24 protein-coding genes are annotated in these 21,974 nt (G+C 71.6%); 11 read left to right on the top strand and 13 right to left on the bottom strand.

Annotated features, from left to right (window positions below; all coding sequences use genetic code 11):
• Positions 1-34 precede the first annotated feature (34 nt).
• On the bottom strand, positions 35-2,398 hold the full coding sequence (locus COUCH_RS04080) for a diguanylate cyclase (protein WP_249610758.1): 2,364 nt from the start codon (positions 2,396-2,398) through the stop codon (positions 35-37).
• An 82-nt stretch (positions 2,399-2,480) separates the two neighbouring features.
• On the opposite strand from COUCH_RS04080, the gene COUCH_RS04075 reads away from it, so the two are divergent.
• From COUCH_RS04075 to COUCH_RS04065, 3 genes are all read left to right on the top strand, one after another.
• Positions 2,481-3,107: a 5-formyltetrahydrofolate cyclo-ligase gene (locus COUCH_RS04075; protein WP_249610757.1), complete on the top strand. Its 627-nt coding sequence runs from the start codon at positions 2,481-2,483 to the stop codon at positions 3,105-3,107.
• Positions 3,108-3,177: 70 nt separating this feature from the next.
• Positions 3,178-3,522, top strand: coding sequence for an FmdB family zinc ribbon protein (locus COUCH_RS04070; RefSeq protein ID WP_249610756.1), 345 nt, complete (start codon positions 3,178-3,180; stop codon positions 3,520-3,522).
• A 795-nt stretch (positions 3,523-4,317) separates the two neighbouring features.
• Entirely contained in the window at positions 4,318-4,566 is a 249-nt protein-coding gene (locus COUCH_RS04065) for a hypothetical protein (protein WP_249610755.1), read from the top strand.
• A gap of 337 nt (positions 4,567-4,903) precedes the next feature.
• Here the strand turns inward: COUCH_RS04065 and COUCH_RS04060 are convergent, their stop codons facing one another.
• Positions 4,904-5,089, bottom strand: coding sequence for a hypothetical protein (locus tag COUCH_RS04060; RefSeq protein ID WP_199510476.1), 186 nt, complete (start codon positions 5,087-5,089; stop codon positions 4,904-4,906).
• Positions 5,090-5,145: 56 nt separating this feature from the next.
• On the opposite strand from COUCH_RS04060, the gene COUCH_RS04055 reads away from it, so the two are divergent.
• Positions 5,146-5,478, top strand: a complete 333-nt coding sequence (locus tag COUCH_RS04055) for a translation initiation factor 2 (RefSeq protein ID WP_249610754.1) — start codon at positions 5,146-5,148, stop codon at positions 5,476-5,478.
• A 210-nt stretch (positions 5,479-5,688) separates the two neighbouring features.
• On the opposite strand, the gene COUCH_RS04050 is transcribed toward COUCH_RS04055, so the two are convergent.
• Positions 5,689-6,168: a DUF2231 domain-containing protein gene (locus COUCH_RS04050; RefSeq protein WP_249610753.1), complete on the bottom strand. Its 480-nt coding sequence runs from the start codon at positions 6,166-6,168 to the stop codon at positions 5,689-5,691.
• A gap of 297 nt (positions 6,169-6,465) precedes the next feature.
• Here COUCH_RS04050 and COUCH_RS04045 point away from each other — a divergent pair, with 297 nt between their 5' ends.
• A complete protein-coding gene (locus COUCH_RS04045; RefSeq protein WP_249610752.1) occupies positions 6,466-6,900 on the top strand; it encodes a Fur family transcriptional regulator in 435 nt (144 codons plus the stop codon).
• 48 nt (positions 6,901-6,948) lie between these two features.
• A complete protein-coding gene (locus tag COUCH_RS04040) occupies positions 6,949-7,809 on the top strand; it encodes an oxygenase MpaB family protein (RefSeq protein ID WP_249610751.1) in 861 nt (286 codons plus the stop codon).
• Between the two features lie 34 nt (positions 7,810-7,843).
• Here the strand turns inward: COUCH_RS04040 and COUCH_RS04035 are convergent, their stop codons facing one another.
• The 7 genes from COUCH_RS04035 to COUCH_RS04005 form a co-directional block, all read right to left on the bottom strand.
• A complete protein-coding gene (locus COUCH_RS04035; protein ID WP_249613555.1) occupies positions 7,844-8,659 on the bottom strand; it encodes a RecB family exonuclease in 816 nt (271 codons plus the stop codon).
• Between the two features lie 105 nt (positions 8,660-8,764).
• A complete protein-coding gene (locus COUCH_RS04030) occupies positions 8,765-9,379 on the bottom strand; it encodes a MarC family protein (RefSeq protein WP_249610750.1) in 615 nt (204 codons plus the stop codon).
• Between the two features lie 52 nt (positions 9,380-9,431).
• Positions 9,432-10,283: a PHP domain-containing protein gene (locus COUCH_RS04025; RefSeq protein WP_249610749.1), complete on the bottom strand. Its 852-nt coding sequence runs from the start codon at positions 10,281-10,283 to the stop codon at positions 9,432-9,434.
• Positions 10,284-10,326: 43 nt separating this feature from the next.
• Positions 10,327-11,205 carry a PH domain-containing protein gene (locus tag COUCH_RS04020; protein WP_249610748.1) on the bottom strand — a complete coding sequence of 293 codons (879 nt, stop codon included), beginning with the start codon at positions 11,203-11,205 and terminating at the stop codon, positions 10,327-10,329.
• Positions 11,206-11,214: 9 nt separating this feature from the next.
• Positions 11,215-11,373, bottom strand: coding sequence for a hypothetical protein (locus COUCH_RS04015; RefSeq protein WP_249610747.1), 159 nt, complete (start codon positions 11,371-11,373; stop codon positions 11,215-11,217).
• Positions 11,374-11,501: 128 nt separating this feature from the next.
• Complete coding sequence (locus COUCH_RS04010; RefSeq protein WP_346015966.1) at positions 11,502-12,176, bottom strand: DUF6758 family protein; 675 nt, start codon at positions 12,174-12,176, stop codon at positions 11,502-11,504.
• 95 nt (positions 12,177-12,271) lie between these two features.
• Entirely contained in the window at positions 12,272-12,919 is a 648-nt protein-coding gene (locus tag COUCH_RS04005; RefSeq protein WP_249610745.1) for a TrmH family RNA methyltransferase, read from the bottom strand.
• Between the two features lie 685 nt (positions 12,920-13,604).
• Between COUCH_RS04005 and trxA the strand changes: the two genes are divergently transcribed.
• The 4 genes from trxA to COUCH_RS38795 all read left to right on the top strand — a co-directional run bounded on the left by trxA (position 13,605) and on the right by COUCH_RS38795 (position 17,767).
• Entirely contained in the window at positions 13,605-13,967 is a 363-nt protein-coding gene (gene trxA / locus COUCH_RS04000; protein ID WP_249610744.1) for a thioredoxin, read from the top strand.
• A 154-nt stretch (positions 13,968-14,121) separates the two neighbouring features.
• Positions 14,122-16,056: an intein-containing Rv2578c family radical SAM protein gene (locus COUCH_RS03995; RefSeq protein WP_249610743.1), complete on the top strand. Its 1,935-nt coding sequence runs from the start codon at positions 14,122-14,124 to the stop codon at positions 16,054-16,056.
• 306 nt (positions 16,057-16,362) lie between these two features.
• Positions 16,363-16,770 (top strand): CoA-binding protein, encoded by a 408-nt coding sequence (locus tag COUCH_RS03990; RefSeq protein WP_249610742.1) that lies wholly within the window; start codon positions 16,363-16,365, stop codon positions 16,768-16,770.
• A gap of 490 nt (positions 16,771-17,260) precedes the next feature.
• Positions 17,261-17,767 carry a DUF4190 domain-containing protein gene (locus tag COUCH_RS38795; protein ID WP_275980063.1) on the top strand — a complete coding sequence of 169 codons (507 nt, stop codon included), beginning with the start codon at positions 17,261-17,263 and terminating at the stop codon, positions 17,765-17,767.
• Positions 17,768-18,180: 413 nt separating this feature from the next.
• On the opposite strand, the gene COUCH_RS03980 is transcribed toward COUCH_RS38795, so the two are convergent.
• Positions 18,181-19,101: an SDR family NAD(P)-dependent oxidoreductase gene (locus COUCH_RS03980; protein ID WP_199510462.1), complete on the bottom strand. Its 921-nt coding sequence runs from the start codon at positions 19,099-19,101 to the stop codon at positions 18,181-18,183.
• A 301-nt stretch (positions 19,102-19,402) separates the two neighbouring features.
• Here COUCH_RS03980 and COUCH_RS03975 point away from each other — a divergent pair, with 301 nt between their 5' ends.
• Positions 19,403-19,918, top strand: a complete 516-nt coding sequence (locus COUCH_RS03975) for a DUF4190 domain-containing protein (RefSeq protein ID WP_249610741.1) — start codon at positions 19,403-19,405, stop codon at positions 19,916-19,918.
• A gap of 215 nt (positions 19,919-20,133) precedes the next feature.
• On the opposite strand, the gene COUCH_RS03970 is transcribed toward COUCH_RS03975, so the two are convergent.
• Together COUCH_RS03970 and COUCH_RS03965 are read right to left on the bottom strand one after the other, a co-directional pair.
• Positions 20,134-20,769, bottom strand: a complete 636-nt coding sequence (locus COUCH_RS03970) for a hypothetical protein (RefSeq protein ID WP_249610740.1) — start codon at positions 20,767-20,769, stop codon at positions 20,134-20,136.
• A 248-nt stretch (positions 20,770-21,017) separates the two neighbouring features.
• A complete protein-coding gene (locus tag COUCH_RS03965; RefSeq protein WP_249610739.1) occupies positions 21,018-21,965 on the bottom strand; it encodes a DMT family transporter in 948 nt (315 codons plus the stop codon).
• Positions 21,966-21,974 lie beyond the last annotated feature (9 nt).

Genomic DNA, 21,974 nt, shown 5'->3' with positions numbered 1-21,974 from the left:
CCTTCGCTGAGTTCTGCCCGGACATGCCGCGAGACTATCGGCCACGGCCCTGCCGCGGCGGCTGTGGCCCGCCGGACGCGCCCGTCACCGATCCCGGATGATCCATTTGCCCGTCCCGAACCCGCCCCGAAACTGACGCGTCCGTCACACCGCCCGGGCCCGCGCCGCCGCCGGGTGTCCGGCGCCGCGAACCATCGATGTCGTCGGGCAACACGCGCATCGAATGCGCCGCATCGCTGTCTGTGCCCTGCTGCGTACCGCCCCCGACCCCGCCGTCCCCCGGATCACCGTCGCTGGTCGGGCCTACCTCGCCATTGTCCGCGTCCGCGGCCCATCCCGCAGCGCCGCCGCCGGGCGCCGGCACCTTCCCCGCGACGCCGCCGGAGGCCACGACCGTCGCTTCAGCCCGGCCCCGAACGTCGCCACTCCCCCTGCGCGGCCCACTCATCGCCCGCGCCCTGTCCGCGAGCCGGTACGTGTCCCGGCCCGCGCTCTTGGCCGCGTACAGCGCATCATCTGCCGCCTCGAGCACCTGCTGAGCGTTCACGCCGTGCTCCGGGTACACGGCGATGCCGATGGAGACGCTGATCGCGATCCGCTCCACGACTGCCGACCCCGAAGGATCCAGCCGCCGGCCGTCGACCGGGACGGGAACCTGCCGCACCGCCGCCCCCAGCCGCTCGGCCACGACGATCCCGCCGTACGCGTCGGTCTCCGGCAACAGCACGACGAACTCCTCACCGCCCTGCCGGAACGCCACGTCGACCTCACGCAACCCGAGCCGGATCCGTCGCGCGAACTCGCTGAGCACCGTGTCGCCGGCCGCGTGGCCGTACGTGTCGTTGACCTCTTTGAAGTGGTCGAGGTCCAGCACGAGCACGGTGAGCATCCGGCCGAACCGGCTGGCCCGCTCCACCTCGCGCCGCAGCGACTCCTGCAGGCACCGGTAGTTCCACAGCCCGGTCAGCGGGTCCGTGAGCGACAGCCGCTGCGCCTCCTCGTGCACCCGTACGTTCTGCACGGCGATCCCGGCCTGCCCCGCGAACGTCCGCAGGGTGAGCAGATCGGCGTCGTCGAACTCGTCGGAGCCGAGGCGGTCGTACAGGGCGAGAACGCCGAGGGTCGCGGGCTGCCCGGACGCCTCCCGCTCGCCCGGCACCAGCGGATCCCCGACGGGCGCGGGCGCACAGATCGGCACGGCCACGTACGTCTTGCAGACCGGCTCGCCGGCAGCTCCCTCGCCGTGCCCGCAGGCTCCACGCCGCGGCTCGCCGCCGGCAGCGACGGCCCCGAGAATCCCCTGCCCCAGCCGTACGCGAAGCGAACTGATCTCTTCCGTGGGCACGTCCCACGGCCCGGTCAGCCCTTCGGCACACCGTGCGACGAGGCAGTTCTCGTCGGGGTCGATGAGCAGGACGACACCCGCACGCGCCCCGGTCGCGGACAGCGCGGTCTGCAGGATGACCTGGAGGATCCGGTGCAGATCGTGCGTGCTCGACAGGGTGTCGCCCAGGATCGCCAGATGCCCCCGGAGCTGGTCACGGCTCGCGGTCAGCGCCTGCACGTACGTCTGCAGCTCCCGCGTCATCCGGTTGAACGTCCCGGCGAGCTGCCCGATCTCGTCGTCCCGCCCGACCGGCACCCGTACGCCCAGTTCGCCGTCAGCCACCTTCCCGGCGGCCCACGCGAGCTCCTCGAGCGGTCGGGTGGTGGACCGCGCCAGCCACCGCGCCGCCACGATCGCGATTCCGGCGACCGCCACCACCGCCACGGCCAGCACGACGTAGAGGACGGTCGGCTCGCTTCCGGGCACGGTGACCACCAGAGGCAGGGGCTGCCCGGGAGAAGCCTCGACCTTCCGGGCGTACGGGCCCCCCGCGGAGGCTTGGAGGCTGACGGCGGCGCCACTGGTACCGCCGAGCCGAGAGATGAAGGCACTGTCGACCCGCTCCGTGGCGGCCACGGTGACATCGCCCTGTACGGCGTACGCGGCAATGGCCGTGACGGGCATGGCATCGTCGGCCACCTGCCCGCCCGCACAGTCCCGCTCGCCCTGGTATGCGGCGGAGGGCAGGGCCGCCATGCCGGCCATCCCTCCGGGCGCAACGGGGCCTCCGGCGATCCGCACGTCGGCGGCGAGCCCACGGGTGACCATCTGCTCGGCGGCAGCGTGCCGATCGTCCGGCGGGAGCACTGCCACGGCATCCGCGACCGCTTGGAGCTGCCGGCACATGGCGCCCATCGCCGTGCGTACCGTCGTTGCGGCATGATCGAGCCGCTCGACCGTCCGGTCCCCGCTCACCGTGGCGACGGTCATCCCGATGAAGAAGGATCCGAGCAGAACCGGGCCGAGCACGACCACCAGGAAGGCAGTAGTGAGTCGGCCACGCAGAGTCACACGTCCTCCTGGAAGTGGCCTTCTTTTCCAGCGATGCTGACATAGTGCGCACCGTTTACCGGTCTTCCAAAGGGGGTGTTGCATGCCCGATTTGACCCGTGATGCACAAAGATCTAGAGCCGAGAAGGTAGCCCTCCGCAATCGCCTGCTCGCAGCACGTAGATCAAAACCGCCGGAAACCCTCACTTCGGCCGCGACCGCGGTCCACGAGGCGCTGATTCCCCTCGTACGCCAAGAGTCACCCACAGTCATCGCCGCCTATGTCCCGATCGGCTCGGAGCCGGGCGGCCCGGAGCTGCCCGACGTTCTGTGTGAAGCACTGCCGCCGACCTCCCTGCTCCTACTCCCTGCACTACTGGCAGACGGTGATCTGGACTGGGTCCGCTACGAAGGCCCCGGCTCCTTGCGTCCCGGTGCGCGCGGACTACTCGAACCGGCAGGCCCCCGCCTGGGCCCCACGGCGATCTCACGAGCCGGCTTCGTGGTCGTCCCCGCCCTCGCAGTCGACCGGCACGGCGTACGCATGGGCCGCGGCGGAGGCTCCTACGACCGCGCCCTCGCCCGCGTGGACCTCACGGCTCTCACCGTGGCCCTGCTGCACGACGGTGAGCTGCTCGACTCCGTGCCGTCGGAGCCTCATGACCGCCGCGTACGGGCCGTCATCACACCTGCGGAGGGCCTCAGTGCGACGCCGGACTGGACGAAATAAACTCCGATGACGCAGCATTGGCACTCTGAGACGGCGAGTGCCAAGCCCTGAGTATCGACGCGGAGGACCAGTGCCCACGTACCAGTACGCATGCACGGAGTGCGGGGAGCAGCTCGAGAGGGTGCAGTCCTTCTCGGACCCGGCGCTGACGGAATGCCCCGCCTGCAGCGGCAAGCTGCGCAAGGTGTTCAACTCCGTAGGAATCGTCTTCAAGGGCTCCGGCTTCTACCGCAACGACTCGCGCTCCGGCAGCGTGAGCACGGACAAGCCGTCGTCCTCGACGACCCCGACGGACGGCAAGTCGGACGCGTCCTCGACGACGTCCACGACACCGGCCGCGGCCTCGACACCTTCATCGTCGTCCTCCTCCTCTTCGTCGACGACCTCGTCGCCGGCTGCCTCAACCGCTTCCTGACCCCGCGCCGCAGCACCGGCGGCTTAACCGCAGGCCGCGCGGGCGTGACCCCAGGCCCCCGGGCGCCTGACCCAGGGCCGTGCCCGGGCGCCTGACCCAGGGCCGTGCCCGGACGCCTGACCCAGGGCCGCGCCCCGGGCGCCTGACGTCGGGCCGCGCCGTTGGCTGCTTTCACTGAGGGCAGCCCCGGTCGTCGACCACGCAAGCCGTGAACCAGACGCACCGGGGCTCGCCCCAGCGCAGGTCAACCCTGCCGTGAGCCGGCCGACACTCGGCCTCCTGGGCGATCGGTCGGGCCTGCCATGAGCCGGCGCACCTCCGCCCCGCCGTCGATCGGTCATGCCTTTCTACCGGGCTCGGCCACCACGGCCGCCGGTTATCCACAACGCGTGGGTATCCACAGCCGCCCCGACGCCCGCCGTCGGATCTGCCTAGCTTCATCGCGTGCGGCCGACTCATTTCCTGAAACAGACCAGCGACGTCCTCGACCCGGTACGCCGGCGCAGACCGGGGCGATCAACGCTGCTGCGCGTGGCCACGGTCGCGGCGCTGCTGGCCACGGCCGCAACGCTCACCTGGTCGGACCCGGGCCCCTGCAAGCTGCCGTCCGAAGCACCGACGCTCCGGCGGCCAGACATCGCGCGGCCCGCACCGGACCCCACTCGCGGAAGTTCGGCATCTGTCCCGGCCGAGGCGGCCCCGGCGAGCGGCTCGTCGCAAGGTATGACGGAGCCCCCGCGGCCTTCAGCCCCTCTCGGCTCCGCGTCCGCTCCTCTGCCGGCGCCGGTGGGCACCGTGGGCGTGCCGATCCGGCTGGCGGAACCAGCGGCGCTGCGCCTCGTACGCGTGGGCAACCGCGTGGACGTCTTCCGAGCCGGCCCGCACGCCCAGCCGATAGCCGCCGCGGCGCTGGTCCTCGCTGTCACAGGCGTGGACGATCCACTGACGGGAGGGCTCCTCGTGGCGCTCACGCCGGAAGCGGCCAAGGAGACGATCAACCCCGCGCCGGACGGGTACGCAGTCGTGATTCGCCCAGACGGTTGACCGCTGGGGAGGCCCGCGCGCATCCCCTCGCACCGCACAATCAGAGGCCTCGCATCACCTCAAGCAACGGCACACGCAACGCCTCGCCGCGAGCAACGGCGCACGCTCCGCATCACCGCACGCAACGCCTCGCCCCCCGACGCGCGCAGGCCACTCCGTGCCGCGCCGCCGACACGTGGGCGACCTGGCAACGCGGGCCGGCAACCGCCGCAACCTCCCCCGGCAGGAGCCCTGGCGAGGCAAGGCGAGGCAGATCGGGGACGCACGACATCGGTGAGCAGCGGAAACCCAGCTACTCAGCTATAGAACCCAGCATCCGCCGCAAGCGGGACTGCGCTCATCCCCAGTGGGGCGGCCGGTCCTCCAGGAGACGGTCATCGTTCGAGCTTTCGATGCCGCTGTAGCCCCAGCCGCGTTCCGTGTCGTCGCGGGTCTGCTCCGGAAGGAGGGGTGCTTCCTCGGACTCGAGGTCGACGGTGCGCTCGGCGTCGGCGTCGCGGTCGGGATCGTCAAGGATGTCCACGGTATGAGGGTAGGCCGCGTCGCGCGCGCTGTCGGCACCCGAGGGATGTAGCGTCGATGAACGTGAGCGCCCCGACCGGATCCGACGACGACGCGTACTGGCAGCGGCCGGATTCCGGCCCGGATCAGTTCGGTGCCGACCGTCCCAGCCCGGCCCCCGATGCCAAGCCGGCTTACCAGGGGCCGCCCCGCCCCGCGCCGGCCTCGCCGTACTGGCGACCGCCGACGGTGTCCCACCCGCCGCCGCCGCGCTCCATGCCGGCTCAGGACATCGACGCCCTCGACGAGTCGGAGGGTTCCGCCCGGACCGTGACGTACGGCGTCGGGCTGGTGGCCGGGGCGATCGCCCTGATCCTCATGTGCCTGCTCTGCGCCCGCGCGATCTTCTGACCGACCCCGCGCACCGATGAAGTGCCCCGGCAGTGAAGTGCGGCCGCCGCCGGCCGCACCCGCCGGAGACCACCCCAGCCGCCACCCACACGGCGCCCAGGTGCACCCGGCCGGAAGCCGCCCCAGCCGCCACCCCACACGGCGCCCAGGTGCACCCGGCCGGAGACCGTCCCAGCCGCCACCCCACACGGCGGCCGGGACGGCGGCTCGTCAGGACGAGGTTCCCCAGACTGCCTGGGCCCCCGAGTCGCCCGTTCTGAAGACGTAATAGCCGGAAATCGCCGCGAGCGCCACCATGATCACGGCCAGGAGTACGCCCGCCGGGCGGGGCAGAGGCCGGGCTGACGGACGGAGCGTGAGGAAGGCCATGAGGAGGGTGACCACGGCCAGGCCGAGCGTGAAGTAGAAGGTCAGCGTGCCGTAGCCCATGTGGTCGTCGATCTTCTCGAGCGGCGGGCCGGTCATGCCGTTGGCGATCATGCGGTCGCGCAGCTTCTCGCCGGACTCCATCGCCACGAAGGTGGCCACCGGGGCGGCGAGGGCCAGGAGGACGGCAGCCCAGCCGACCTTCGTGCGCCAGCGGGGCACGACCGCGTAGACGATCGCCGCGAGGGCCAGGAGCGGCACGAACACGACCGCCGCGTGGAGCACCAACGCGTGTACGGGCATGCCGTTTATCTGGTCGAACACGGTCACCCTCCTTGAACGTTAAACAATCTTGGACGCAAGCCTAGAGCCACCGGCACCCTTGCCGGCGCCTGCCGAAGCGCGAATATCCCCTTGTCCGCGCTTACGCGCGTCGAGCCGGTCCGGTTCACCGCCGAGCCGACCCGTCCGAAGATGCTGCCCGCCGAGCCCACTGGGGCTGCCAGGACAAGCCCACCCAGCCCGCCGAAGCCCGCCGGCGACAGGCCGCGACAGGAGCACGGCTGCGTCCCGCAATCACCACCGGTTGAGCCGTCCGGATTCGCGTGCTGTCATTGTCAGGTGTCGACCGCCGAGCAGCTGCTGCGTGATCGAGGTCTGCGCGTGACGCGGCCTCGGGTCGCGGTGCTGGAGGTACTCACGCGGGGCGGGCATCTGGAAGTCGAGGAGATCACCCGGCAGGCACGGGAGCGGCTCGACTCGGTGTCCACCCAGGCCGTGTACGACGTTCTCGGGGCGCTGTCCCGGGCCGGCCTGGCGCGGCGGATCGAGCCGGCCGGGAGTCCCGCGCGGTTCGAGGCGCGCGTGGGTGACAACCACCATCACATCGTGTGCCGGAGTTGCGGGGCCATCGAGGATGTCGACTGCGTTGTCGGGGAGCGCCCCTGCCTCGATCCGGCCGCCGGGCATGGCTTCGTGGTCGACGAGGCGGAAGTCACATTCTGGGGACTCTGCCCCTCCTGTCAGCGCGAGGAACGCGCGGACCGCGCGGCCTGAGAATTCTGAACCTGTTCAACTTCGCCTTCCGCGTGGCACGCTGGGGGCATGGACAGCGCCGCAGACCTCGGACTTTTCGGCCCCGGCTCGGTCACGTGGAAGGTGCACGAGGAGCCGATCCTGCTGCTCGGCGGCCTCCGCTCCCTCTACCTGCAGGCCCTCCACCCGCGGGCGGTCGCCGGCGTGGCCCAGAATTCGGCATACCGCGCCGACCCGTGGGGGCGGCTCGCGCGCACCTCCGCGTACGTGGGCACCGTCATCTACGGCAGCACCGCCGAGGTGGAGCACGCTGCGGGGCGGATCCGGCGGCTGCACGCCCGGATGACCGCGACGGACCCGCGTACGGGTGAGAGCTTCCGTATCGACGAACCCGACCTGCTCTGCTGGGTGCACGTCGCCGAGGTGGAGTCGTTCCTCACCACGGCACGCCGGGCCGGCTTGGCGCTGACCGACGACGAGGTGGACCAGTACTACACCGAGCAGGTGCGGGCGGCCGAGCTGATGGGGCTCGACCCCGCCACGGTCCCCGCGACGGCCGCCGAGGTCGCGGACTACTACGAGCGCATGCGGCCGGAGCTGAGGATGACCCGCGACAGCGCTGAAACCGCCTTGTTCCTCACGGTGCCGCCGGTGCCGCAGTCGTGGGGCAGCGTGCCGCTGCGGCTCGGCCTGACGCTCGGTCCGACGCGGTGGGCGTACTTCGGCGTGGCCGCGACGGCGCTCGCCCTGCTGCCGCCCTGGGCCCGGAAGATGTACGGCGGGCTCGGCTGGCCGACGACCGACGTGTCGGCGGATCTTTCCGTACGCGGCATGCGCCTGCTCATGAAGGCCGCCCTGGCCGCCGCCCCGGAGCGTTACCGGGTTGCCCCTATGCGCCGCGAAGCCCTGCAACGAGCCGGCCTGGCCTGACGAGCACCGGCCCTCCCCGGCCCGGGAGCAGGCGTCAAGCGCGTTCCAGGTGCTCAACAGCGGTCCACGGCTCCTTGGGCTGCACGTCCACGGCCGCCGGGCACGTACGCCGGAAGTCGCACCACCCGCACAGCGAACCGGGATTGGCGGGGAACTCCGCGTCCGGATCGGCTCCCGCGGCCACCGCCTTCTCCGCCGCCATGATGTCCCGCGCGGTGTCCTCTGCGCGCGTGACCTGCCGGGCCAGGGACTCCTCCGTGTGCTCGTGGGCCGCCACGGTGCCGGTGGGCAGGTGGTGCAGCTCGACCCGGCGGCACGGGCGGCGGAACACGCGCTGGGCCGCGTACGCGTAAAGGGCCAGGGCCTGGGATCCGCGGGCGTCGTCCGCGTCCAGGCCGGAACGGCCGGTCTTGTAGTCCACGATCACCGCTTCGCCGTCGCGGGCGTCGATGCGGTCGGCGCGGCCGTTGAACGCGAGCACTCCGGTCTTCGTGGCGACCACGCGCTCCACGCCCAGCGGCTCCTCCTCCGGGTCGAGCCCGGCGACATACGTGTCGAGCCACTCCAGCGCCTTGCGGTACGTGATCCGCTCCTGCTCGACGTCCCGGTAGCCCTCCCGGACCCACGTGGCCTTGAGCAGCGTGGGCAGCGAGGCGGCGCTGCGGCGGGCGGCCGGCAGCGCGTACCAGTTCTTCAGCGCGGTGTGGACGCTCGCGCCGAGCGAGTTGTGCGCCCAGGGCGGTCCCTTGGGCGGGCTGGGACGGTCGACGTACGTGTATCGGTAGCGGCGGGGGCAGTCCACGTATGTGCCCAGCTTGCTGGGGGTGCAGACGAAGAGGCGCTCGGGCATGCCGGCGAACCCCAACTGCTCGGGTACGGCGGCCGATCGCGGCGGTGTCCTGCGCACAGGGACAATCCTGCCAGGCCCCTGTGACAAAACCTCCCGGCGACCCGGTCAGGTCGCGGCGTACAGCTTCACGAACGCGCCGACCGCGTCCGCGATGAGCTGGACCGCGATGGCCGCGAGCAGGAGGCCGGCGATCCGGGTGAGGACCTCGATGCCGCCGGGCCGCAGCAGCTTGACGATGCCGCCGGAGAAGCGCAGCACCACCCACACCGTCAGCATGACGCCGAGGATCGCGAGCCCGATCACGGTGTAGTCCACCGCGCCGTCCGCCCGCTGCACGAACAGCATCGTCGCCACGATCGCGCCGGGCCCGGCGAGCAGCGGCGTGCCGATCGGGACCAGCGCCACGTTGCTGGTGCCGCCCTGCTCGGACGGCTCGTCGGTCTTGCCGGTGAGCAGCTGCAACGCGACGAGGATCAGCAGCAGGCCACCGGCGCCCTGCAGCGCCGGCAGCTGGACGTGCAGATAGTCGAGCAGGGTCTGGCCCGCCACCGCGAACACGACGATGACGCCGAGCGCGAGCAGCACCGCCTGCGTCCCCGCGCGGTGACGCTGCTTGGCCGGCAGGGTGCCGGTCAGCGCGAGGAAGACGGGCACCATGCCCGGCGGGTCGACGATCACCAGGAGGGTCACGAAGACCTCGCCGAACAACTTCAGATTCACGCGAACAACCTAGGCGCAGCGCCCGGTCACCCGCTCTGAACTGCGAGGACCGTCACCCCAGGACGGGAACTCCGGTGGCGGCGGTCACGATTTCCCGGTACGCGGCGGGGTCGGTCGTGAAGGCGCCCAGCCTGACCGTCTTGTGCGTACCGTGAAAATCCGACGATCCGGTGACGACCAGACCGAGGTCCTCGGCGAGCGACCGGACGTGGGCCCGCTGCTCGGGCGTGTGGTCCTCGTGGTCGGCCTCGAGTCCGAAAAGGCCCGCCGCGGCGAGCTCCACGATGAGCTTGTCGGGGACGATCCGACCCCGGACCGTCGCGTTGGGATGGGCGAACACGGCCACCCCGCCCGCTGCTCGCACCGCCCGCACGGCTTCGAAGACATCAAGATCTGCCTTGGGTACGAAGTACCGCGCGCCCAGCCATCGGGAGGCGAACGCCTCGCTGGTCGTGCGCACCAGACCGGCTCGGATCAGGGCCTGGGCGATATGCGGGCGCCCCACCGAACCGCCGGCCGCATAGCCGCTGACCTCGGGCCAGCTGATGTCGACACCGTCCGCGCGGAGCAGCTCGACGATCTTCTCGGCGCGCTGCTCCCGGTCGGCGCGCAGCCGCGCCAGGTCGGCCGCGAGCTGCGGCTCCTCCGGGTCGAACAGGTACGCCAGCAGGTGCAGCGGGATCGCCGGTTCGACCCCGTACCAGCGGCAGGACAGCTCGGCGCCGCGCACCAGGGTCAGCCCTTCCGGACGCGCGGCCGCTGCGGCGGCCCACCCGCCCGTGGTGTCGTGGTCCGTGATCGCCATGACGTCGAGACCCGCGGCGGCTCCCGCTCGGACCAACTCCGCCGGGGTCAGCGTGCCGTCGCTGGCGGTCGAGTGGCAGTGCAGGTCGATTCTGGTCACTCGGAGACGCTACCGGGTACGCGCACGGAATCCCCTGATGACGTCAGGCGTCGTCGCCCGCGTCACCGTCCTTGCCCAGCCGCGCCTCGACGGCCTGCGGCTCGTACATCTCCTCGACGACGCGCAGGTACAGCTCGTTGGGGTTGGGCAGGTGCTTGACCTCACGCAGCGCCTGGTCCTGGCCGGCCGACTCGAGGACGAACGTGCCGTAGCTCAGCATGCGGCCGAGAGCGGACTGCTCGTACTTCATGTCGGTGACCCGGAGCAGCGGCATCATGGCGACCTTGCGGGTGATGATGCCGTTGACGACCATGACCCGCTTGTTGGTCAGGATGAAGCGGTCGAAATACCAGTCCGCGACCTTCCACCCGACCCAGCCCATCACGCCGAGCCAGATCAGGACGGCCGCGGTGACCAGGCCGTCGATGTCCTGCCGGGTCAGGAAGCCGGCGAGGTATCCCAGCAGCAGGGTCGCGCCGACACCGACGAGCAGCGGCATGGACAGGTGGATCCAGTGCCGCTTCCACTCCCCGCGGTAGCGCTCGGTCGGGAAGAGGTAGCGGGAGACCAGTGTGGTCGGCTCGTCCTCGAGCGGCAGGACGCGGCGCGGTCCACCCGGGACACCCCCGCCGTCGCCGCCCAGCCCCTGGAGCTCCTCCTCGGTGAAGACCGGGGGGTCGTACTCGCCGGGGTCGCGGTAGCGCTCCTGCTCGCGCGTCTCGTAGTCGTCGGCGTAGCCGGCGCTCGTCGCATACGCGGGTCCGGACGAATACTCAGGACCGTCCGCAGAGGCCGTTCCGCGGGCGTACTCGGGGCCGTCCGCGGCCCGGAACGCCGGATCGTTGTAGCCGAAGGTGTCGTCGTCGTCCTGAGGGCGACGCGCACCCTCCTCATCAGGTTGCCGCGGCTCACCAGGACCCATGCGCCGATGTTAAGCGACGAGTTGGGTGAAGAAGGTTCCGAAACCACGGGCGATGTCGCCGATGGTGTCGCCGAGCGACGCGAAGACCGCCGCGGCCGAGTTCGGGTTGAACGCAATGAAGAAGATCAAGAATGCGATGCCAAGCCAGGTGAGAACCTTCTTGATCATGGCGGGCCTGCTCCTCCGTTGCGGGTACGGTCGACGCCGCAGCAACACTCACGGTATCAGTAAGACTGCGCTCTGTGAACATAGTGCTCGGAAAGCCCAAACCGTCCCTGCAGGTCACCGGGCCTTGGTCAGACCCGGCCGTGCAGATACGGCGACGGCGCTCCGTACACGAGCTCGGGCGGCACCCCGTCGGTCAGGTCGTGCAGCACGACATGCTCGGCGAGGAAGTAGCCCGCGCTTGCGGGCCACGCTACCGCATAGAGCCACATTCCTCGGGCTTCACTCACATAGGCGCTTCGGTCTTCCGGGGACTTGACGCACCACAATGGAGTCGGATGCCCGCCGGCCTTGATCTTCGCGTGCGGTCCACGCCGGCCACCGCCGTCACCCAGCGCCTCGGCGATCAGATAGCCGGGATCGATGCCCGGAATCCCGGCGAAGCGCGTGCCGAGGCCGACGCCCGGCTGCTCGGCGATCAGCACCAGGTCCGCGGGACCACCGCCGAGCGGGTCCGGCCCCGTGCAGGACAGGGCGGTCGCGCGTACGCCGGAACGGTCGTCACCCGCCCACCCGACGCCGGTGACCATCCACCCCGGCGGCAGCGGCCACGGGCACCACAGGGGCATGCGCTCGGGGCCCGGGGCCGCCTGGCGCAGCACGCTGTCGACAATCTCCGGACCGATGTGCTGGGCGACGTGGAACGGATGGACGTCACCACAGTCGTTGCAGCGCCAAGCGCTGTGCATCAGGTCCGGAGGACGGACCTGACCAGCACAACGGGGGCAGCTTACGGTGACACCCACCCCCTTAAGGTGCTTGGCCCGGAGGCCCCCGTCAAGCGGATCGGCGGAACCCGAACGGATGGAGAACGGCCGCCACGCTGCACCGGAGCCGCGCGTCAGCCCGGAGGCGGGCCGGCATGGGCGCGTACCCAGGAATGCATCGCGATGCCGCTCGCCACGCCGGCATTGATCGAGCGCGTGGACCCGTACTGGGCAATTGAGAAGAGCTCGCTGCACGCAGCGCGCGCCGCATCGGAGAGCCCGGGTCCCTCCTGGCCGAAGATCAGGACGCACTCACGCGGCAGCGTGACGCTCTCCATCGGCCGCGATCCGGGCAGATTGTCGATCCCGACGACCGGCAGTCCCGCCTCCGCGGCCCACGCAGCGAACGCCTCGACGCTCGGATGGTGCCGCACGTGCTGGTACCGGTCGGTGACCATGGCTCCGCGACGGTTCCACCGCCGCAGCCCGACGATGTGCACCTCGGCGGCGAGGAACGCGTTGGCGTTACGGACGACGGTCCCGATGTTGAAGTCGTGCTGCCAGTTCTCGATGGCGACGTGGAACGGATGCCGCCGCCGGTCCAGGTCGGCCACCACGGCCTCGCGCCGCCAGTAGCGGTAGCGGTCGACGACATTGCGGCGATCGCCGTTCTCCAGGAGCTCGGGGTCGTAGCGGTCGTCGTCGGGCCAGGGGCCTTCCCACGGGCCGACGCCCACTTCCACCAGCGGCTCGCTGTCAGCCGCAACCTCATCGGCCACCATGGCGCAGCACGCTATCCGGGTGGCGGCCGGTTCCATCCGGCGGGCCGGGTGAGTGCCGCCGCCGGCCGCGCCGGGAAGCGGAGCAAGCGCACGTGCTTACGGGGCTGCGCGCTGGGCCGGCTAATAACACGTCGCGGAAGTCGTTGCTGATGGAGGGGCAGGCATCCCGGCCGGCAGGAAATCGGTCCGGGGTGCCCCTCCCGGCCCGAGACGGCCGCGCGAAGTCGCGACGCCGGCTCGGGAATCCCGCTCCGACCGGCGGATTCACGGTCTCGGAGCGCTCCGGGGAGGAGACGCAATGAGCGGCGGGGCCCTCCCCGGCACCCGCCGCCCACGCTCTGTTGGGGACGAGTCTGCCTCACCCTGCGTATCCATGTACAGGAAATCCAAAAGTGACACAGGTCACATTTAACTTTGTTACCAGTTTTTGTTATCGGCGCCCTTGTCGGTATCGCGGCGCGTCAAGTGCCACGAGCCGGGTCGAGACGGTGCAAAAAGGACGCAGATCATCTCGTAACAAGTGAGAGCGCTCTCCATACCGTCGGTTACGATGAGTTGCCTCGACGCGTCCGGGTGGGTCGCGAATCGTGCCGCAGGCCACGTGTCACCGGCGGTGGGCAGGGAATTGACGAGGTGCAGGATCGGTTGAAAGCCACGTAGCCCCAATCCCGTGGACGGAGAGATCATGGCGACCGTTGCGCTGACCACAGAGAATTTCGATGAGGTGACCGGCAAGGACGGCATCGTGCTGGTCGACTTCTGGGCCAGCTGGTGCGGCCCGTGCGTGCGCTTCGCCCCGACGTACGAGCGCTCGTCGGAGAAGCACCCGGACATCACCTTCGGCAAGGTCGACACCGAGGCCCAGCAGGAGCTCGCCGCGAAGTTCGACATCCGTTCCATCCCGACGATCATGGCAGTGCGGGACGGCGTCATCGTCTTCTCGCAGCCGGGCGCCCTCCCCGAATCGGCGCTCGAGTCTCTGATCGACCAGGTCGAGAAGCTCGACATGGACGACGTGCGCAAGCAGCTCGCCGCGCACAACCACTGACCATCAGCTCGGCACGGCGCCGCGGACCTCCGGGTCTGCGGCGCTTCTGCGTGCCGGGACCTTTTCGGAGGCCTTGAGGCGACTCGCGGGCCGGCCCTGCCCGTTCGAGGGTTCGAGTGGACAGCGCCCTCGTACATGTGTTCGAATCTTCGCCATGCGATGGTCACACCTGTCGACGCCGGTCGACGACGACTCGCTCCTGGACGCACCGCCAGCGGCCTCACCCCTGCCGCTGGCGGTGCCCGGGGCGACCGTCCGCACGTTCGACACCCCCGGCTTCGCGGGCATGACGTTCTACGAGATCCGGGCCAAGTCGATCATCAACCGGGTCCCCGGCGCCTCCCGCGTGCCGTTCGAGTGGACCATCAATCCTTACCGGGGCTGCTCGCACGCCTGCTCCTACTGCCTCAGCGGCGACACCCCGATCCTGCTCGCCAACGGCTCGACGCGGCCCCTGTCGCAGCTCAAGGTGGGCGACGCGGTGCTCGGCACGATGGGGGCCGGCACGCATCGGCGGTACGTGACGACGACCGTGCTCGACCACTGGTCCACATCGAAGCGGGCGTACCGCGTGACGCTGGCGGACGGCACCCGCCTCGTGGCGAGCGGGGACCACCGGTTCCTCACCGACCGCGGCTGGCGGCACGTCAGCCCGGCCGAGCCGCACCTGCCCGCCCTCGCCGTCGGCGACAGGATGTCCGGCGTCGGGCACTTCGCTGACCCGCCGAAGGAGTCACCGGACTACCAGGCCGGCTACATCTGCGGGCTGGTCCGTGGCGACTCCGGAGCAGCCCCGTCGTCCGGCCCCCGTGAGGGCGATGCGTGGATCAGGGCGGACGCCTATCTCGACGACGTGCCCATGGACCAGGCGCTGCGCTGGCCGGACATGCCGACCGGCAGCTGGTATCGCGGCTTCCTCGCGGGAGCGTACGGATCGATCGGGTCGGCGGACCGCCTGGCGGTCATCTTCACCAGCCGTGACCGCGGCTTCCTCGACCGGGTGACGGAGGCACTGACGCACCTCGGCCTGCCCAGCCGCCGGCCGCCGCACCCCCAGCTCGGCGGCGCGCACTCGGTCGAGATCACCCGGGACCTGTGGGCCGCGCTGCGGTTCCGGCACCTGACCGGCGTCAGCGAGGCGCCCCTCGACGCCGCCGGCATCGGGGTGCGCAGCGATGCCCAGCTCACCGTCGCGGACATCGAGGACTTGGGCCTCACCCTCCCGCTGTACGACATCACCACCGGCACCGGGGACTTCATCGCCGACGGGGTGGTCAGCCACAACTGCTTCGCCCGCAACACGCACACGTACCTCGACATGGACGCCGGGCACGACTTCGACTCCAAGGTGGTCGTCAAGGTCAACGCCGGCGAGCTGGTCCGGCGGGAGCTGGCCGCGCCCCGGTGGACCGGCGACCACGTCGCCATGGGCACCAACGTGGACGTCTACCAGCGGGCCGAGGGCCGCTACCGGCTGATGCCCCAGATCCTGGCGGCGCTGCGCGACTTCGCCAACCCGTTCTCCATCCTGACCAAGGGAACGCTGATCCTGCGCGACCTGAAGCTGCTCGAACAGGCGGCATCCGTCACCCGGGTCGGCCTGTCGGTCTCCGTGGGCTTCGTGGACGAGAACATGTGGCGCGCGGTCGAGCCGGGCACGCCGAGCCCGCGCCGCCGCCTGGACGCCGTACGCCGGCTGACGGACGCGGGGTTCGCGGTCAGCGTGCTGATGGCTCCGATCCTGCCGGGCCTGACCGACACGGACGAGTCCATCGACGAGACCGTCGCCGCGATCGCCGCATCCGGCGCGACGAGTGTGACGCCCCTGGCGCTGCACCTGCGCCCCGGCGCCCGCGAGTGGTACGCGTCCTGGCTGACCCGCGAGCACCCGGCGTTGGCGCCGCGGTATCGGGAGTTGTATCGAGGCGGCTCCTACCTGCCACAGTCCTTCCAGAACGAGATCACTGCACGGGTACGGCTGGCGGCGCGCCGGCACGGGCTGCACCGGGCGAGGCCGGGCGAGGCTCGGAGCGTTCCGGCGACGCAGACCGTCGACGAACCGGTCTCGCAGCAGCTGACGTTGCTGTGACGGCTCGTCTTCACCGGCGCGGCGGGTTCACCTGCGGTGATCTGAGTTCGCTGCGCGCGGCCGCGAGGGTGCGCCGGCCGGGGGCGCGGGGTGGCACGGCCTGTCCGTGCTGTGCGGCGCTGGGGTGCGCGTGCTGTGCAGCCGCTGGGGTGCGCCGCGGGGTGCGGGTGCTGCCCGCCGCGCGGGCTGCGGGCGCGCGCGGGGCGCGGGGGTGCGCAGGTCGCGAGGGCGCGCGAGCTGCGGGATTCGGGTTCGGTCGGCGATCGTTTGCGGTGAGGGGCGGCCAGCGGTGACTAGAGTCGGGGGATGAGGAGTGCTCAGCAGATCCTGGCCGAAGCGAACGTCATTGCCGTCGTCGGCGCTTCTCGTGATCCTTCCAAGCCGGCGCACTCCGTACCGCTGCAGATGCTCCGGCACGGCTGGACGATCATCCCGGTCAACCCGTTCGTGGACGAGGTGTTCGGGGTGAAGACGGTGCCTACGCTGGCCGACCTGCCCGAGCCGGTCGACCTGGTCGACATCTTCCGACCCGCTGCCGACGCCGTGGAGATTGTGCGCCAAGCCGCGGCGATCGACGCGCCGGCGGTCTGGCTGCAGACCGGCATCGTCTCGGCCGAAGCGCGGCGCATCGCCACCGAGGCGGGCATGGACTACGTCGAGGACCGCTGCCTGGCCGTGGAGCGGGCCGTCGGCAACCTCACGAAGCTGACCTGATCGGCACGCTCGCTGGACCGGCACGCTCGCTGGACCGGCACGCTCGCTGGACCGGCACGCGGTCGCCCGCTGCATCGGCGCACCACGGGCCGGTTGGATCGCGGACGCCGGCTGGACCGGGACGCCGGCTGCATCGGCTGGCCCGGCCGGCTACCGGGACGGCGGCTACGGCAGGGCGGCTAGCGGGGGGCTGGCTGCGTCGGCAGGCCACGGCCGGCTGGCGGGGCGTCGGCTATGTCGGCAGCCCACGGCCGGCTGGCGGGGCGTCGGCTGCGTCGGCAGGCCACGGCCGGCTGGCGGGGGCGTCGGCTGCGTCGGTGGTTCGCGGTCCGATGCATCGGCGGGCCGGGGGTCGCTGGGGCGGCGTCGGGAGTGGTTCCGGGGGTGGATCGGGGCGTGACGTGGGACGGAAGGGGTCAGACACGCAGGCGCGGGTGCCCCGATCGTCGCTCCGGCTAGTACGGTGCCGGGTGAACTAGGAGGACCTTGAATGACTTACCCGCCGCCCGGTGGCACGCCGGACCCATATCAGCCCCAGCAGCCCTACGGGCAGCAGCCGTCCTACGACCCCAACTCGCCGTACTCGCAGGATCCGTATGCGACTCCGGCCAGCGGGGCGCCGTCGAGTGGGCAGCCGTACGGGCAGCAGTCGCCGTACGGGGCACCGTCGAGTGGGCAGCCGTACGGGCAGCAGCAGTACGGGCAGCCCGGCTACGGTCAGCCGTACGCGCAGCCGCCGTACGCGCAGATGCCCGCGCCGACCAACACCATGGCGATCCTCAGCCTGGTGTTCGCCTTCGTGTTCGCGCCCGCCGGCATCGTGATGGGGCACGTGGCGAAGAAGCAGATCCGCAGCACCGGCGAGTCCGGGGACGGGCTGGCGACGGCGGGGCTCTGGCTCAGCTACATCATCACCAGCGTGTACCTGCTGATCTGCGCGTTCTACATCGTGGTCGTGATCTTCGCGATCGGGTCGAGCAGCACGTCGACGTACTGACGCGGGAGCGCCCGGCGGACCACGGTGCGCCGGGCCTCATCCCCGACTCGCCGGAGCGGAGCGGGGCGGCTCTGCCTCCGCCGGGCCCCCGGTGTGTCAACGGGCGCGGCCTGCTCGACGCCGCCACGGTGGGTCAACGAGGCGCGGTCCGCTCGGCGCCGCCACGGTGGATCAACGACGCACGGCCCGCTCGACGCCTCCGCGGGTGGGTCAGCGGGACGCGGTCTGCTCGCGCCGCCGCACATCCGGGCCGACGATGAGCGGCTGGCCAGACTGCCGACGCTCCGGGAACGGACGCGGACGGGCGGGAGCGGCCAGCAGACCGCGGCCGGCAGACCGGAATCGCTCCTTGCGAGTGGCGAGGCCGCTGACGGGACCGGCGAGGTCGCTCCCCACGACCGGCTGAGCCGCGATCAGCGGAATTCGGCCTCGCGGACGCTGTTGCCGCCGTCCACCACCAGCATCTGGCCCGTGATGTACGAGGCCGCCGGCGAGCACAGGAACGCGATCGCCGCTGCCACCTCGTCGGGGGTGCCCGGGCGGCCGATCGGCGTACCGAGACCCTGCTTGATCTCTGTGACCGTGGACGCCGCCGTGTAGATCGTGCCCGGCGCGACGCAGTTGACGTTGATGCCGTCCGCCACGAGCTCCATGGCCAGGGCGCGGGTCAGGCCGACCACGCCCGCCTTCGCGGCCGCGTACGCCGCTTCGGTCGGGAGGGCGTTGATCGGGCCGGCGGTCGCGGCGAGGTTGACGATGCGGCCCCAGCCCTGTTCCGACATGCCGCCCACGAACGCTCGGCTGCACAGGAACGCGGTGCTCAGGTTGCGGTCGATCTCCGCTCGCCATTCGTCGTACGTCAGTTGGGCGACCGGGCGGAGGACCTCCGGGCTGGTGCGGCTCGCCAGGCCCGCGTTGTTGACCAGGACCTCGACGTCGCCGAGCTGGTCGGCGATCGCGTCCGCGAGGGCGCCCACCTCCGCCTCGTCGGTCAGGTCCGCGACGAAGCCGGTCACGCCCAGCTCGGTCGCCCGTTCGTGGATGCGACGGGTGGTGGACACGATCGCCACCCGGGCGCCGAGGTCGCGCAGGCGTCGAGCCGTCGCGTACCCGATGCCGTCCGGGCTGCCCGCGCCCGTCACCAGGGCGACCTTGCCATCCAGGCGCAGCGTCACGGGGGCCTCCTCCGCTTCCGTGCCGGGGTCCTCGAACGACGACGCGGCCGGCTCGGAGTCGGCGGCGGAAGTGGCGGACCGGGGCCGGCGTCCGGCCGCGGGACGCGTCGCGTCCCGCCTCGACCGGCTGCCACTCGCGGAACGGGCGTCGAAGACCATGCGGCGATCCTGCCCGCTCCCGCGCACCGGGGCAAACATCACCCCGCCTGTGGCGTACCCCGGAGGTGAGCGCGAACCCGGACAGCCGGCGCACGGACACGAACCGCAACCGGCTCGAGGGCAGCGGGACACGAACCGCGACCGGCTCGAAGGCGGCCGGCAGCACGCGATATCAGCCGCGGCCAGGACCCGCATCGGGTGGTCGGCCGACGAGCCTGATGACACGGGCTTCTATTCTCGGGTGGCGACCTGAGGGCAGGAGCTTCCGGGTGGCGACACGCGGGCTGGACGGAGGCATCACGTGACCTACCCACCGACGTCCGGTCCGGACGGCACCTACCTGCCGCCGCCGGATCCGCCCGTGCAGCCGTACCAGCCGCCCGACCTGCAGCCGCATCCGTCGTACCCGCCGGCTCACGACCCTTACGCGGCCCAGGCGCCGGCTCCTTTTCCGTACGCTCCGCCGCCGGTTCCGTACGCTGCGGCGCCGCAGCCGTACGACTACGGGTACGCCGGCAGCCCGTACGGATATCAGGCGGCCCCGCGACCCACCGAGGGCCTCGCGATCGCCTCGCTGGTCGTCTCCTGCGCCTCGATCGCCGGGCTGTGCGGCTGGGGTGTCGGCGGCCTGCTCGGCGTGCTCGGGGCGATCTTCGGGCATGTCGCGCGCCGGCGGATCCGGCGGTCCGGGGCGAACGGCGCCGGGATGGCGCTGGCCGGCATCATCATCGGCTGGATCGTCACGGGCGTCGCACTGCTCCTGGGTGCGGTTCTGGTGATCGCCATCATCTCGGACAATTCGACCAGCACGTTCTGACCGGACCGAGGGATTCGCCGGAGCGCGCGGGCGGCCGGACCAAGCGGGTAGCCGGACCGAGCGGGCGGCCGGACCGAGCGGGCGGCCGGACCGAGCGGGCGGCCGGACCGAGCGGGCGGCCGAAAGAACCGGAGCTGCCGGAAAGCCGGGCCGCCCGGAAAGCCAAGCCGCCCGGAAAGCCAGGCCGGTGGGAAGCCAAGCCGGAAGGCGGCCGCTCAGCCGCCCTGTTGCGGGGCAGCCGGGAAACCGGGGCTGGCCAGCGGGGTCACCGGCCCTTCCTCCACGAAGATCAGCGGAGCGTTCCGCCCGTAGTGGCGGGGCAGGGCCTGGCGGGCGCGGGACACGTCCTGGGTGCCGATCTCGACGCCCGCGCCGTCGTGGCGGGCCGCGATCGTGGAGATGCGGATGCCTCGGGCGCGCCAGGCTTCGAGGTCGGCGAGGACGCGGTCGTGCCAGGCGGTGAGGTCCTGCAGGCTGTACGGCGCGTCGCGTACGAAGATGCAGGTGTCCTCGGCCGACTGGCGGATGAAGTCGTCGAACGGGGCGGACGGTACGCGGTAGACGATGGCGCGTACCCGTTGCTGGTCGACCTCGAGGCCCGCGTAGCTGGCGGCGTGGTCCGTGCGGCCGCCCACGTCGATGCGGTTCATGGCCTCCGCCAGGGCGGCGGGGGTGGCCGGCATGGTGTGGCCGGCCACGGTGACGGTCTCGGGCGTACGCGTGAACTCGCAGCCCGCCGTGGTCCAGCCGCCGACGATGCCGGGCTGGGGCGGCTCCGGGGGCTGGCAGGCCGCGGTCATGAGCACCGCCCCGAGCAGCAGCCCGCCGAGCAGACATGGACAGCGGTGCATCGCATCCCCCCTCTCTACCGCGCGGGGCGGCAGTTCGCCAGGGTTCAACGACGCTGATCCACCCCGCGACGCCATGCGCGCCGGGCCGACAGAAAACCGCGAGGCCCGACAGAAAGCTGCGAAACCGGGCAGAAAGCCGCGATGCCCGACAGAAAGCCGCACGGCGAGCGGAAAAACGCGAGGCCGGCAGACAAGCCGTGAGGCCGTCCGGGAAGGCCGGCCGGCCAAGGGAAGCCGGCGGGCGTCAGTCAGGCCCGCTCCGGATCAGCGGCCTCGGCCAGCGACGCGCTCGCCGGGCGGCCGTTCCGCCTGCGGGCGCCGCCGAGGATCACCACCGCAACCCCCGCCACCAGCACCGCGAGCCCCGGCAACGCCTCGGCGCGCGGCACCTGCCCCAGCCATGCCCAGGCCAGCAGCGCCGCCCCCGGCACCTCCAGCAGGATCAGCACGCTGACCGTCGTGGCCGACACATGGTGCAGCGCATAGTTGAACATCGAGTGCCCGAGCAGCTGGGCTCCCACCACGAGAGCCAGGATCGCCGCCCACGTACGGCCGTCGTAGCCGGTGAGGCGTACGCCGCCGATGAGGCAGACCACCAGCAGCACCGCCGCGCAGGTCCCGTAGCAGCTCCAGGTGTATGTCGTCGTGCTGAGCCGTCTGCGGGCCCGTTCCCCGAACGCGGTGTAGACGGCCGCGGCCATCGCGCCGATGAGGGCGAGCACGTCGGCGAGGACCGCCTGGGCGGACACCCCGATGTCCACGCCGGTGGCCCAGGCGACGCCTGCGACGGCCAGCACGATGCCGATCCAGGCGGTCCGGGACGGCGCTGCGCTGCGGCCGCCCACGGCGACGGCGATCAGGCCCTGCCACACCGGCTGGGTCGCGACGAGCGCCGTGGCGGTCGCCACCGAGCCGAGCTGGACGCTCGGCATCCAGGTGGAGAAGTGCAGGGCCAGGGCCAGGCCGGCGAGGACGCAGTACATGCCGTCGGCGCTGAGCAGCGTACGGACCTCGGCGCGGCGCGGGCCGGCGCTGATCGGGGTCAGCGCGGCGAACGCCAGGCTGTTGCGCCAGAACGCGATGGCCAGGGCCGGAGCGGCCGCGAAGGCGATCAGCGGGGCCGACGAGGACACCGCCAGGACCGCCACGGTCAGCGCCGCGATGGTGAGCAATGCGGGTGTTGAGCGCGTATTCATCCCTCGGCG

Source organism: Couchioplanes caeruleus (genome assembly GCF_023499255.1).
Classification (GTDB): Bacteria; Actinomycetota; Actinomycetes; order Mycobacteriales; family Micromonosporaceae; genus Actinoplanes; species Actinoplanes caeruleus_A.
Note: the sequence above shows the minus strand (reverse complement) of the source record. Positions and strands in the feature narration are given on the sequence as shown.